Source organism: Fulvivirga imtechensis AK7 (assembly GCF_000331535.1).
In the GTDB taxonomy this organism is placed as follows: domain Bacteria; phylum Bacteroidota; class Bacteroidia; order Cytophagales; family Cyclobacteriaceae; genus Fulvivirga; species Fulvivirga imtechensis.
This window is the reverse complement of record NZ_AMZN01000037.1, coordinates 1-14,557: the sequence shown is the minus strand read 5'-3', so window position 1 is coordinate 14,557 and position 14,557 is coordinate 1. Positions and strand designations below refer to the sequence as shown.

Genomic DNA, 14,557 nt, shown 5'->3' with positions numbered 1-14,557 from the left:
CCCGCCAAAGAGCGCGATAAAGCCCCAAAAAGTGGAGTCCCCTGTGGCAGAGCATTTTTTGGGCAAGCGTAAAGCAGGCATTGGCGTTTTCTTACAGACACTAAGTATCATATTTTTCATTGTAATCAGGTTTTATCAAAAATTACACTTTTTGAATCGTATTGCCAAAGTATAAATCGTTTTGATTTTTTAATACTAATACAACAGGTAAATTTGCAGCCATGTTATCAATCACCAATCTTTCTTACTACATCGGGGGCAGGCCTCTCTATGAAGATGCCTCGCTACATATTAAACCTAAAGATAAAATTGGGCTTATTGGCCTCAATGGCACCGGCAAATCCACATTGTTAAAGCTCATAAACGGTGATTATAAGCAAGACAAAGGTGAGATCAGCAAAAGCAATGACTGCACAATAGGTTTTCTCAATCAGGATCTCTTATCCTATCAATCTGAAGACAGCATTCTCTCTGTAGCCATGCAGGCCTTTGGTGAAGCTGTTGAAACGCAGAAGGCAATAGATAAAATACTTAAGAAGCTGGAAACTGACTATTCGGATGACCTTGTCGAAAAGCTTACTAAGCTTCAGGAGAAGTTCGAGCGTTTGGAAGGCTACACTATGCAAGCCAAAGCCGAGGAAATACTGGAGGGGATTGGCTTTTCCACGCCAGACCTTCAAAGGCCATTAAAGGAATTTTCGGGAGGGTGGCGTATGCGGGTAATGCTCGCCAAACTGTTGTTGGAAAAACCATCACTTTTGATGCTGGATGAGCCCACCAACCACCTGGACCTACCCTCTATCGAATGGGTAGAAAATTACCTTAGAGGATATGAAGGAGCTGTGATTGTTGTTTCCCACGACAGGCAGTTTCTCAACAATACCGTATCAAAGATTGTAGAAGTTGCCAACCAGCAACTGGTAACTTATGAAGGTAATTATGACTATTTTCTACAGGAAAAGGAGCAACGGGCGGAAATTCAAAAAAATGCATTTGAAAACCAACAGCAAAAGATAAAACAGACTGAGCGGTTTATCGAAAAATTCCGTGCCAAAGCAACTAAAGCCCGGCAGGTGCAATCGCGTGTAAAAGCATTGGAAAGAATGGATGTGGTTGAAGACGTAATAGACGGAACTGCCACTGTAAATTTCAAATTCAACTTCAAACAGAAATCCGGCCGGCACGTCATCCGCCTGGAACATGTAAGTAAGTCATACGGAGACCTTAAAATATTAAAAGACACGTCAGCAAACATAGAAAGGGGTGATAAAATAGCGCTGATAGGCGCCAATGGTAAAGGTAAATCCACCCTGCTCAGAATTATAGCTGGCACTGAGCCCATTGAGGGAAAAAGAGAGGAAGGTTATAATGTAATCAAAGGGTTTTATGCACAGCACCAGCTCGAAGCGCTAAATGTTGACAATGAAATATTAGATGAACTCAAACAAGCGGGCGCCAATAAAACAGAATTAGAACTCAGACAAGTGTTAGGGTGCTTCCTCTTTAGCTCGGATGATGTATTCAAAAAAATAAAAGTACTCTCAGGAGGTGAAAAGTCACGAGTAGCGCTGGCGAAGACGCTTATTTCAGAATCAAATTTCTTGTTGCTTGATGAGCCTACCAACCACCTCGATTTCCAATCTGAAAATATATTAGCCCAGGCATTGCAACAATTTAAGGGTGCATTCATTACTGTATCTCACAATCGCCACTTCATCTCTAAAGTAGCCAATAAGATATGGTATATAGAAAACCATCAGATAAAAGAATATCCCGGAACCTATGAGGAATATATCTATTGGAAAAGCAAGAACCCTGAGGGGCAAAACAATAACGATCTTTCAAAACAATCGAAAGAGAAGAAGGTAAACAAACCCAAGCCTCAGAAAACCTCTGACAACGGCAATGATAAGCTTTTACAAAGTCATCAGAGGGACCTAACCAAAATTGAAGAGCGTATAACGGCATTAGAGAATGAAATAGCTCTTGCGGAAGAGGAAATGGCTGACCCTGCAGTCTTTGGCGACCCTGATAAGCTTTTTAAAGCAAATGATAAGTATGAACATCTCAAAACTCAACTAGACAGCCTCAACCAACAATGGGAAGCAAAAGCCGAAGAAATAGATCAGTTAGAGAATAGTTAGAGGACCAACCAAAATTTCTTAAAAAAAACTAAAAGTGCGCAAAAAATATGCTGCCGCACTTAGTCAATTAATCGGTAATGACTATATTAATATCATTATGATCAAAGTAACTACTACAGCAACAGCATATCTCAAAATCATCTTCCTTAATTGTAGTTCGTAAATCTTCATAAAAATTAAGTGAATGTTAATAGATTACATATTAATGAGGGTTACGCTCAAAAGGTAACTCTCTTTTTCATTATATTTTTAAAAACGGCACAAACTTAAACATTTATTTAGGAGATTTCTAAGATTATTTAAATATAAATTCCGAGTTTAAACAACATTCTGTTCATCGATCTCGATAATATTGTTTGTACTTCTCCACCCCAAATTCCCCACGTACTTCGCTCAGGGTATACTTCCCTTACTTTTTGCAAACTATATGCCAGTGACAGTTCCATGGGCCAAATTCCAATATTAAAAGTATGTCCGGCACCCAGTTTGAGGGCTACTCCCCCGCTTAATTTTTCATAGTCGCGTTCTGACTCCCTCCGTTGCCACGGTTTTCCGTAGCCAAAAGCTGCATACACAAATGCTCCACCATCCTTTCGGTCAAGATCGGTTTTATAATATACCAAAAAAGGCACACACCTAAAACGAAAATAGTTTTCAAAACCAATATTCACGCCCAATTGTGCCCATGGTTCAAGCTTATAATACGTCAGGACTGAAAAAGTCACCTGAGGATGAGACTGATTAACCCCATCTCCACCAACCAATACCCCTCCTTCAAAACCTATCTTCAGCCCACGCTCATAATCATTTTTATTAATAACATCCAGCACATGAGGAACAACAGCCGCTCTGTTCCGTCTGTTGAGCTTGATATGGTTGACCTCTAAATTATTGATCCGAAACAGGCTATTGTCGGTGCGAAAAAGGGTTGTATCCGGGGTGGCAGACACCACCTGTCCGTACAGGAGACTGCCATTTTTAAGGAATACCTTGTCATTTTGGGAAAAAGCATATAATTGCCACAACAGTAAGAGCCCGGCCAGAAAGAGTTTCTTAGTCTGCATCCGTAGATATTTTGATATGGCTCAGAAATTTAATATTGCTAATATCAGAGTAGTCATACTGGTACAGTCCGTCATCACCAATCATCATGGCCACATTGTTAAAAGGTATAACATCAAAAGCTCTGATATTTTTGTAGTGTGCCAGTAAATTTTGGGCTATTGCATCTACCCGAGCAGCATTATATATCTTGAGACCTTCAGTGCCATCACATATAAACAGCACATCGCCATCCTTACCCAAGCCATGCGGATTATACATTTCATATACGTGCAGTAGCTGGGGGCTACTAATATCCGATATATCAATAACCTCAAGCTGATTAGTAAATCCCTGACATTCAGTACCACTTCGCAACGTTACATAGGCATAATTGCCATCTACAACTACGGGGTCGCAACTGGTTACGTGGCGGTAGTTCGATACCTGTACCGGGTGCAGAGGATCGGAAATATCCATGATGAACATACCATTTTGAGCCCCAATAAACAGCTTATCGCCTATGGGGAAGAGCGTTTCAATACCCCAGTCTACAAGTACCTTTTCTGTCGGATGCATATCCGTAGCATTGCTTACATCTATAGGATAGAGATCCGTGGCATCAATGGCATATAGATGACCTTGCCCCAATGCAAAACGAGCCATAGACCCGCCAATGCCTGAAGCACCCGGTGACACCGCCAGATTAGCTTCAAACCGCATGTTATTATCTACCGCTATACCGGTTTCATACAGGTGCCAATCAGAAGACGCCTCACAATCGGACTCATACAAGTTGACCTGCTCCACCTCTTTCCAACCTGTAACTACGCCCAGTTCAGCCGTGGCATAAAAACCATAGGAATTATAACTGGCGAACAGATCCTTTAACCTGCCTACCTCTTTTGCATTATGGACATCGGTGATATCTATTGCCACAAGATCAACATAGCTGTCAGAAAAAAGTATGTGCCCTTTTACTGCCAGATCAAAAGCACCCGGAATATTGATAAAAGTTATATTTTGTGGCTGAGAAGGGTCTCTGTTGTCAATCACATGTACCCCCTGGTTAGGTTCATTGATAAATAAAAACCCATTATTATAAAACATTTTACCCGCCTGACTGATCTCCTGAGCCGGCAGGGTTGTCACAGCAGCTCTAATTTCAGCTAAAGGAGTATATACCGGCTCAAAGTAGGTGTATGTATTTTTTACATTGCACTTATCAGTGCATCCTACTAAGAGGCAGGAAACTAATGCCATGATCAGGAGTAGTATGGTCAACGACCGATTCACTCCGGATGACTTTCTACCGGGGCTTATACTTTTCATATGTCTATATTTTAGTATTGAGTATGAGATAGTTCAAAGATCGAAGTGCTTCATTGAAGTCACTCGACTATTAGTAACACTCTTTTTGCCTACTGCCTTTTTGCCAACTACCAATTATTCATCCAAGCCTGTCCCGAATCGATTATAATCGATTATAATCGATTATCGGGGCCTCCGGGATAGCCATAGGTTTATGCTCATTTCATTGGTGTAAACTTTAACTACACCTAAAAGACACGCTTTGGACAACAGGGGTTGGAAAAAGAGTCAACTTTTAGAAAATGTATTTAAACCTGAACCCAATTTCCAATACTGTCGGGCGACTTAAATAGCCCGCCTCGGACTTGGTAACAGAGTTTACCGATTGCCTAATTTGAGGTATTAAAGCAAGTTGATAGTGCGTACTCACCAGATAACTGACTTCGGAGCTCACAATAGCGCTCAACTGATAAGTATTGTAACGTGATCTGTCACCTGCAGGAATAGTTACCCCTTCAAAATTACCGGACTCGTCACTGACTTCGCTTTTTAACAGGATACTGTTGGCAACACCACCCAAAAGTGTAATTTGAATATCACGGTCCAGCACAATATATCCGGCCTGCACAGGTATAGAGATAAGTTCATAAGTATTATTAACATCGTACGGAGCTGTGAAAACTAATCTGTCTTCGTCTTTGATCTCCAAATGATTACTTAACGTTTTGGCCGTAGACCCCGCATTATTCACTGCAACATTTGATGTGCTGGTAGTTTGCTGCTGGATGTATGTTATACCGCTTTGCAGTACCCATTTTTCAAAAACCTGAACCCCCATGTTAACCCCCATATTTATTGCCTGGCCTTCTCTTTCATTTAAAAACGATGGGCTTCTTTCTGCCGATACCCCATCAAAAGTCTGCAAAAATTCCCTGTTGCCTGCAGCAGACGAAGATGTATTTGGGTCAAGACGCCCCGCTGAAAAACCAATACCCGCCCACAATTTTTTAGCGTTACTAGTCTTTTTTGTAGAGATATACCCATACCAGGGTACCATACGCAACTCAGCAAGCTGAATGGGTGACGTTTCTAAAAATGCAAATCTCCGGTCCACAGGCTGAGGCTCTGATCCCGATGTCCCTTTGTCTGCCTCAGAGGTTACTACAACACCCCCGTTCACACTTCCCATTTTTTGTGTTCCATTTTCTTCCTCACCTCCCGTTATCCCATTAGCCAACAGATCAGGTGATGACATACCAGGTGCCGGAGACACGTCTTTTTTATGATCATTGGCAGAAGAATATCTATTATCCGAAGGAGCCTGTAACTTTTCAGTTGCGTCTGCATACTGCCGGTGATTATCTTCATCTGATGCTACCATATTCTCCTTACCCGGTGCTGTTTCTACTTGGTTCTTTTCAGTTTCGGCGCTGGCCACCTGCTTCACATGGGTTGCATCGTTATTCAAATACATTCTGTATACCCCCACTCCTGCTACAGAAAGGGCAAATGCCACTGATGCCGCAGCCAGCAGTGTAAGCACCAGCAACCGTCTTTTATAGCTTGCCCCATCACCCATAGCCTGATCGATGTTATTCCAAACAGCAGGCGACACATCTGCTTCGGCCTCGGCAAATGCGCTCTCCCACTCTCTCTCGAAATCGGTTCTATCTTGCATTTCCATAACTAATACTTTCTTCTTTTTCAATTTTCTCCCGAAGAAGGCTCCTCGCCCTCGCATACTGGGATTTCGAAGTGCCTTCACTGATATCCAGCATCTCGGCAATTTCTTTATGAGAATATCCTTCTATGGCAAACAGGTTAAATATTACCTGGCAACCTGAAGGCAGATCCTGTATCAGCTTCAACAATTCCCGAAAGTGAAAACCTGCCAATGAAAAGCCTCCATCCTCTAAACAGGTCAATCCATTAACATCAACCATCGGGAATAAATACAGTTTACTTCGTTGATGATTTAGCGCAGTGTTGACTACCACCCTTTTGATCCAAAATTCCAGGCGTGAGTCGCCCCGGAAGGTTTTGATCTTATCAAAAATCTTAATAAAAGATTCCTGCAGAATATCTTCCGCTTCAAGATCCGACTTGGAGTAACGCATGGCAACCACTTTCATCTTTTTAGAAAAAAGATCGAAAAGACGCCTTTGCGACTTTCTATCACCTCTGCAACACCCCTCTATAAGGTCTTTTTCTGAATCCATTTACAACAAATGAGCACGTGCTATGTTTTGTAGACACTGCACAATTAACTTTGGTTGGAATACGTTACCTCGTATATCAAAATTAATCATAATTTTAATGCGTGATGATAAAATGGATCGCCTCAGCAATAATAATTTTTAGCCAATTCTCTTTTGGCAACGCTCCGGGAAATAAAACTTTTCCCCAGGAAAAAAAATTACTATACAAAGATGCCACCTACGAAATGGAGATACGAACGGTGCAGCTTTATCCAAACACCGGTAAGCCTAATGACATTTTACTACCTGCGGTCGCTCCGGTTGGGAACAATAGTCTCATGCTTGAATTTGATGACCTGGTTCAGTCTCCTGAAAACTACAAGGTAAAGATCATTCACTGCAACAGCGACTGGCGACCCTCCAGACTTCGCAACCTGGATTATCTATATGACTACAATGAGTACAATATCAATAACTATGAGTTATCAGTTGATACTAAAATTGCCTATGTCCATTATAGATTTAAGTTGCCCAACATAAAACTGCCCGGCAACTACCTGCTGGTGGCTTACAGGGGTTCAAATGAATCAGACATTATTCTCTCAAAGAGATTTATGCTATTCAATAATAATGTAAGCATTTCACTTACCAGTAGCCTTACCGGCCTCACCTCGGTGAACAGAATGAATCAGCAGTTGGATTTCAAGATTGACTATACAGATTTCCCTATTCAAAACCCTCTCGAAAGTATTCAAATAGTACTCAGACAAAATCAGCGCTGGGATAATGCCATTACGACACTTAAGCCAAATTTCATCAGAGAAAATATAAGTGAGCTAGAATACCGTTTTTTCAACTATGAAAATAATTTCAGTGCCGGCAATGAATTCCGTTTTTTTGACATGCGGTCGCTCAGGTACCCCGGCCAGAATGTACAGCGCGTACACCTCAACACGCGTCCCATTTCGGTGCAACTGATGACAGATCTGCCCAGGATATACCAGGTATATACACAATATGATGACCTGAACGGTGATTTTTTCATAGCCAATACTGACACGGGCAATGGTCCCGTGCAAAGTGACTATGTTACCACTTATTTCACATTGAAAGCAGACGAAATTGGTGGTGATGTGTATGTAGTAGGCAAAATGAACAATTGGGATCTAACCAATAAGATGAACTACGACAAGAAAACCGAAATGTACCACGGTGAAATGATCCTGAAACAAGGATATTACGACTATCAATACTTTATAAAAGGAGATACTTTAAAAAATAACTACTTTGAGGGTAACCACTTCGAAACAGAAAATGAATATGAAATATTCGTTTATTATAGCCCCCCCGCAAGCCGGGCAGATATGCTGATCGGATACAAACATATAACGCTGAATGCCACTAACTAACTAAATAGTGGCTTTTAGAAAACGTCAATATCTGCGTTATGCTTGTCCCAAAAATACTCTTCCCGGACAACTGTACCATAGCCGTCAAGCTAAGCATCCCGGAGGGATGGAATCCTTTGTAGCCTGGGGCATTGAGGCCCGCCGGGGAATGAGATTTCTTTCAGGAAGGATGTAAGAACCTGCATTATCAGCAATATTTACATTACCGCCCCATAAATATCGCTTGATCCCAAATATTGAAAAATCTCAACCAGACATGAAGGAAAAGAGTTGTGAATATAGCTGTTGATTTAGAGATCAGCCCATTAGGCATAGCTGAATTCATATTTCAGCACCCTGCTGTTAGGATTGGAGTGGGCTACATCCAGCATGCCAAACCCTTTGTGTGTAAACTGGCCAAGGCCACAGTGAAAGACAAACTCCTGTACCTCTTTGGCAGCATATAGTGTAAATGGAAAGGTGTACCCTCTTACCTCATACTTTACATCCTGGTCATAGACGGGGTAGATCCTGGCAAATTTCTTTTGTGCCGCAGCCAGCCTGGCAAGGTAGCTTTTGTCCGGCACAACCTGAAACTTATAAAAACTCACTATTTGCTCATCGGTAAACATCTCCGCTGCCTGCATTCTCCCAATAGTAGATTCGTAAAGCAGGTCAGAAAAAGCATCCGTATCCGGAGAAATAAATCGCTTGGCAGAACTATCGTTAAATGAGGAATTGAGTATGACCAGCGGTGATATACAGATAAATTTCAAAGATTCGCCTAACTCCACCTTTTCCTCCAACTCCACGGCCTCAGGCTGCAGGAATAGTCCACCCAGCTCCACCTGCTCGAACTCAAATAGATTCATGAGGAAGTAATCAATGAATTGCTTATTAGGGCTTGAAAAAACAAGTGTTACACGAGAAGAATAAAAGTGCAACCCTTTTCTACTCACTTTAGTTTGACCTTTAAGCCCGGAAAAATTGTAGAAAGAATACTTAATAAACTTTTCCTCACCACCCTTCATCAAAATTCCTTTGATCATTTGCGCAAGCAAATATTGGTGATGAAAAGGGACATGGCTCCCCCTATTCTTTAGAAGAAATATAATCCTGACTCTCAATTTGAAATAAAATTACCTAGACAAAAAATCAGGGCCAAAGGGATATAATCACTGTTTTATCTTAAAAAATTCTCGCGTCACCCCCTCTCCAAACAAACAGTTGTAACTTTAACTTTCAGCCAGATTGTTATCGTTATTCAAAAAAGTTATACAATATTTTAATAAAAATAACGTTAAATCGCCAATTCTAAAAATTCATGTAATAAAAAAATATTTTAAACATTAAATCTGAAGTGCATAATGTCTCCATCGCACACAATATATTCCTTTCCTTCGATGGCAATTTTACCGGCTTCTTTACAAGCCACTTCAGATTTATATTTTTGATAATTCTCTAATTTTATAACTTCAGCCTTAATAAAGCCCTTTTCAAAATCGGTATGGATAACCCCTGCCGCCTGCGGAGCCTTCCATCCTTTTTTAATGGTCCAGGCTCTTACCTCTTGTACTCCGGCAGTAAAATAGGTGATCAGGTTAAGTATGTTATAGGCAGCTTTGATCAGCTTATTCAAGCCTGACTCTTTTAGTCCATACTCTTCAAGGAACAGCGCCCGCTCTTCCGAGTCTTCAAGTTCTGCGATCTGGGCTTCAATAGAAGCCGACACCACAACCACTTCTGCATTCTCCCCTTTCACGGCTTGCTTCAGCATATTAGAGTATTCGTTACCGTCAGGCAGCGCTGTTTCTTCAACATTGGCCACATATATCACTGGTTTAGCCGTGAGCAGTTGAAGATCTGCAATGGCCTTCCTTTCTTCAGGGTCAAGCTCCAGTGTTCGTGCATTGTTTCCTGCCTCCAGATGCGTTTTGTACTGCTGCAATACCGAAAGGTCCTTTTTTGCCTTTGTATCTCCACTCTTGGCTACCTTTTCAATACGGGCTATCTTTTTATCGACAGATTCCAGATCTTTTAATTGTAATTCAGCATCTATCACCTCCTTATCAGCCACCGGGTCTACCTTCCCTTCTACATGCACAATGTTGTCATCGGCAAAGCAACGCACAACATGAGCGATTGCATCTACCTCTCTGATATTAGCCAAAAACTGGTTACCAAGCCCTTCTCCTTTGCTGGCACCCTTTACCAACCCGGCAATATCTACAAATTCAATGGTAGTAGGCAGCACTCTTTGCGGATTCACCAGTTCCTCGAGTATCTGAAGCCGCTCATCAGGTACGGTGATCACTCCAACGTTAGGCTCAATAGTACAAAACGGGAAATTGGCAGCTTCTGCCTTATTATTTGAGATCGCATTAAAAAGAGTGGACTTCCCAACATTGGGCAACCCTACTATACCACATTTCAGTGCCATGAAATTCTACTTTTTCTGAAGTTTAAAAATATTATAGCTTCTGTACCCTGAATATAGTTCAGAAATAGAGACCCTGATAACAGTATAAACAGGTATGGCAGCGATCATTCCGGGAATGCCCGCCAGCGAAGCGCCTGCAAATATAATTATAAATATTTCTAATGGATGTGCTTTTACACTTTTCGAAAAGATTAATGGCTGAAGGACAATGTTATCCACCAATTGGACAATGGCAAATACTGCTGCAATTTTAAGGATCAGGACCAGGTAATCCTGAGAATACACCAAATCGGTGCCTGTAGAAATACCAACGAGGATACCAAAAGTAGCTCCAAGAATTGGTCCCAGGTATGGTATCAGGTTGGCCACAGCAGCAAAAAGCGCTATAGTCAGAGCATATTTTATCCCCAGGATGCTCAACCCCAGAGAGGCAATGGTAAAAATGAAAAACATTTGGAACAGCAAACCGATGAGGTAGTTTGAAAGTAGTCGCTCTATCTTATTGTAAGCGGCAATGGTTACCTCAAAATACTTGTTTGGTATAAGTGATATCAACTTCTTGCGCATGGAACCCATTTCATATAGGAAGAAGAATGAAATAAAGCTCACCGCCAGAATACCCACAAAAAATTGCCCTGTAAAGGCCAGAATGTCATTTAAAACATTGCCGAATTTTACCTCAGAGATAACGGAAATAATGTTGTCTTTCAGGCTATTAACAATAAATCCCTCTGATTCGGTAGTAAGATCATTAGCAATTAAAAAATCTTCCAGCCGCTGTAGAGGCAGGGTCAGACGAGTATATAGATTTTCGTAGTTAATACCAGATATTACCTCTATCTGGTCCGATATAAGAGGGATGAACAAAATAACAAATGAAACGATAAGGAGTATCAATATGGCATAGGACAAGATCACTGCCAGCAACCGGGGTATCCTGATCCTAAATATCTGTGTATTAACTATATACTGGGTAAGTGGCCTTAAAATACTACTAACCACTATGGCTATAGCTATGTATATAAAAATGTCGAGAAATACCCATCCGAAGAAAACAACAAGGGCTAAAGATAGAATGATATAAAAAAATGTACGTCCTGGCATAAAACAAACATAATAAAAACCTTCTGAATTGTTGAGCTAATAACACATATGATCCGCTTATAGTCAAACGGAAAAAGTTGGAGGTGGTTTGAAAAGCCTGAGCAACTCATCGGATGCGTGTCTCCGCAAGGCCAATCACATCCGATAAATGACGCTTGTAAGTCCGAATCAGTGATCGGTTTTCAAAACCTCCCGAAAAATTCTCTTCCGGTGAGTCTCCCGCAAGCAGATATGGAGGCAGGTTCAGACTATGTCTTTAGTCCCTTCACAAAATTAATAGCTCAGGGATATTGCCACTATTAATCTTTAGTGAAATCAGCATTTTTTTAAACCAGGTTCCTTAATTTCGGGTATGACTAATTTGGATCAAGATATTTTAGATTGTCTTAATGACATTAAAGGCAAAGGCTCCTTTGCCTGTAGCAGTACGGAGCCCTTTATTTTTCCTGCCCTGGACGTGGAGGGAGTAGGTGAATTATCATATCCTATTAATAAACCTCAGGCTGTAGCATTGATAGATGTAGCACACAAAGCCGCCTTTGGAAAAGGAAGTCTTACCATTGTAGATAATAAGGTCAGGAGTGCCTGGGAGATAGATGCCGAAAAGCTGAAATTTAATGGGGATAAATGGGAAAAACTTATTCGAAGGATATTAGTCAATATTAAATCCGACCTGGGCATTGAAGAAGATGAAGTGGCTGCTCACCTTTATAAGATGCTTATTTACGAAAAAGGTGATTTCTTCCTGCCCCACAAGGATTCCGAAAAGGAAAAAGGAATGTTTGGCACGTTGATCATTGGTCTGCCGGCCCATCACAGTGGAGGCGAACTGTTGGTGAGTTTTGATGGAAAGCAAAAAGTGATACGGTTTGATTCCTGTTGTGATGATAGCGTTATACCTTACGCTGCTTTTTACTCCGACTGTGACCATGAGATCAAACCACTAACCTCCGGATACAGAGTAGTGTTGATCTATAATCTGATTCAAAAAAAGGCCGGAAAGCAAATACAATTGGAACCACTTCAAAAGTATGTTAACAAACTTGCCGGCTTATTAAAAGCGGATGAGCGCAATCCGGATATGACCCAAAAAATCATTTTATTGGGACATCAATATACACCTGAAAATTTCTCAGCCGAAAACCTGAAGCTAGATGATCGCTCCAGGGCTGAGGCGCTCCTGAGAGCAGCCGAACAAGCAGGGTATTATGCCAAAATGTGTCTGGTAACTTCCTATAAAGCCGGTATGCCAGCCTATGATGGATATGGGTATGGATATGATGAAGAGCCGGATGAGTATGCAACCATGGATGAAGTGTATGATGAATCGCTATATGTTGAGCATTGGCTAAGTGAAGGTGTCCCACCCCTAGGCAATATCCGGTTCGAAGAAAAAGATCTGCTGGTCCCATTCCATCTGGATGAAGGTGAGCCCATCGTAAAAGAAAGTACAGGCTATATGGGCAATTATGGTCCCGATATCATGTACTGGTATCATTATGGCGCGGTCATACTCTGGTCGGCTGAAATACATGAAAAATTGCTCCCTGAGCAAACCGCTGCCAATAAACTGGAATGGATCGCGTACTATAACAAACACAGGAACCAGTTGAATGAGAGAGAAATCTCCTTGTGTGAAATTATCCTGTCCGGCTCCCTTGATGACCAACATTACGAAAAAGCTGACTATAACATTATCATAGACTGGCTGATAGGTGAGAACGATACATCTTGCTTTCGCAGGATCGGAAACCGGTTGCTGAAGGAGCATTTTTTAGGAATAGATACTACACACTGGATAAAACTAGCTCGATTTTATCCAATGAAATACCTGGGGCACATATTTAACGAAGTAGGCCAGGAAGGTAACACAAAGATTATGACCCATCTGCTTTCCATATTGCATGCCCTGACTACATTACCGGAATGTAGCAGTGAGGTGTCGTTGTGTCTGAAGGCCCTCCCTGACTATTTTGCAAAGACAGATCTTAAAAAAGACAACCAGCCTGTGACTACTAAATCGCTTGAAGATCTACTGGCCCTTGAAGGCATGTTTCCTCAAAAAGAAACATGGGTAGAAGCAATGACAGCCATTCTCATGGCTCCCGGGGAAAGAAGCTATATCAATATGGTTTTATTAAATAAAGTCATGGCTTCAAAGAAACGAACCGCATTAGCATGTAAGCTACTATTGGTATGTCATGACAATTTACAGGATCGTGTAAATAATATGCCGCAACCACCGGCAGACTGGTCGCGCCTGGTACCTCAATCAAAACCATATGCCCAACAATGGAATTTATTGTCCGGTTTTATGCAGTCACCTGTTCAGCACACCTTCGATTATCGAACAAATATGCAAGAAAGAAAGCTGATGGAGTCAGCAATCAGCAGTGTAAAAGCAGATCTGACTATGGAAACAATAAAAAAGGGATCTCCTCATACTCTCCGCATCACAAAAACTCAGGCTACCTACAAGCAACAATTTAGGGAGTGGCAGGAAGACACGGAATTACTAAAAAAAGCAGCAAAAAAAGTAGAAGCTTTTGTCTGTCAACCAGAATGATTCTGAAGTTCATACTGACAGATTTTCAAAACCTGTCAGGTCTGGCAAAGTGAGTTCGTGGAGTCACAGAAAACGAGTAAAAGCTTCAGGCGTATTTAAGAATTGCTCTAGAACAGTAAAATGCTCGGTTTCCTCATAGTGTTTTTCTTCAATTATCTCATTGAATTCAAACAGTTGGCTATTCGGCAAGGTCATTAGAATCGGAGAATGGGAGGCGATTATAAATTGGCAATTTTGCCTGGTAGTCATGTCTTTGATAAGGTCCCAAAAAGTATCTTTTTGAGGGCAGGATAGCCGGCAGGCCGTTGAGCAATGGCGCCATGTGGCTAATTCGGTTCGAATAGTGCCACTCATTTCGGTGTGTT

Annotated in this window: 11 protein-coding genes; 3 read left to right on the top strand and 8 right to left on the bottom strand. The window is 41.4% G+C overall.

The annotated features are described in order from the left end of the window. The first annotated feature begins 221 nt into the window (after positions 1 to 221). Positions 222 to 2,144 (top strand): ABC-F family ATP-binding cassette domain-containing protein, encoded by a 1,923-nt coding sequence (locus C900_RS10755; RefSeq protein ID WP_009579879.1) that lies wholly within the window; start codon positions 222 to 224, stop codon positions 2,142 to 2,144. 299 nt (positions 2,145 to 2,443) lie between these two features. Here C900_RS10755 and C900_RS10750 read toward each other — a convergent pair whose 3' ends face one another. From C900_RS10750 to C900_RS10735, 4 genes are all read right to left on the bottom strand, one after another. Next, positions 2,444 to 3,208, bottom strand: coding sequence for a hypothetical protein (locus C900_RS10750; RefSeq protein ID WP_009579877.1), 765 nt, complete (start codon positions 3,206 to 3,208; stop codon positions 2,444 to 2,446). Further along, entirely contained in the window at positions 3,198 to 4,517 is a 1,320-nt protein-coding gene (locus tag C900_RS10745; RefSeq protein ID WP_009579876.1) for an LVIVD repeat-containing protein, read from the bottom strand. Before C900_RS10745 ends, C900_RS10750 begins: the two co-directional genes overlap by 11 nt. Before the next feature lie 274 nt (positions 4,518 to 4,791). Then, positions 4,792 to 6,180: a hypothetical protein gene (locus C900_RS10740; RefSeq protein WP_009579875.1), complete on the bottom strand. Its 1,389-nt coding sequence runs from the start codon at positions 6,178 to 6,180 to the stop codon at positions 4,792 to 4,794. Beyond that, positions 6,164 to 6,715 (bottom strand): RNA polymerase sigma factor, encoded by a 552-nt coding sequence (locus C900_RS10735; RefSeq protein ID WP_040496498.1) that lies wholly within the window; start codon positions 6,713 to 6,715, stop codon positions 6,164 to 6,166. Before C900_RS10735 ends, C900_RS10740 begins: the two co-directional genes overlap by 17 nt. 104 nt (positions 6,716 to 6,819) lie before the next feature. On the opposite strand from C900_RS10735, the gene C900_RS10730 reads away from it, so the two are divergent. Further along, positions 6,820 to 8,103, top strand: coding sequence for a type IX secretion system plug protein (locus C900_RS10730; RefSeq protein ID WP_009579873.1), 1,284 nt, complete (start codon positions 6,820 to 6,822; stop codon positions 8,101 to 8,103). A gap of 305 nt (positions 8,104 to 8,408) precedes the next feature. Here C900_RS10730 and cas6 read toward each other — a convergent pair whose 3' ends face one another. The 3 genes from cas6 to C900_RS10715 form a co-directional block, all read right to left on the bottom strand. Continuing rightward, complete coding sequence (gene cas6 / locus C900_RS10725; RefSeq protein WP_083867479.1) at positions 8,409 to 9,209, bottom strand: CRISPR-associated endoribonuclease Cas6; 801 nt, start codon at positions 9,207 to 9,209, stop codon at positions 8,409 to 8,411. A 215-nt stretch (positions 9,210 to 9,424) separates the two neighbouring features. Further along, complete coding sequence (gene ychF / locus C900_RS10720) at positions 9,425 to 10,522, bottom strand: redox-regulated ATPase YchF (protein ID WP_009579869.1); 1,098 nt, start codon at positions 10,520 to 10,522, stop codon at positions 9,425 to 9,427. A gap of 6 nt (positions 10,523 to 10,528) precedes the next feature. Further along, the gene (locus C900_RS10715; protein ID WP_040496496.1) at positions 10,529 to 11,626 is read right to left on the bottom strand and encodes an AI-2E family transporter; all 1,098 of its coding nucleotides are present in this window, start codon (positions 11,624 to 11,626) and stop codon (positions 10,529 to 10,531) included. Between the two features lie 352 nt (positions 11,627 to 11,978). On the opposite strand from C900_RS10715, the gene C900_RS10710 reads away from it, so the two are divergent. Further along, entirely contained in the window at positions 11,979 to 14,192 is a 2,214-nt protein-coding gene (locus tag C900_RS10710; protein ID WP_051052822.1) for a 2OG-Fe(II) oxygenase family protein, read from the top strand. A 178-nt stretch (positions 14,193 to 14,370) separates the two neighbouring features. Here the strand turns inward: C900_RS10710 and C900_RS30380 are convergent. After that, on the bottom strand, positions 14,371 to 14,557 hold a 187-nt coding region (locus C900_RS30380), incomplete at its 5' end, for a hypothetical protein (protein WP_221408121.1).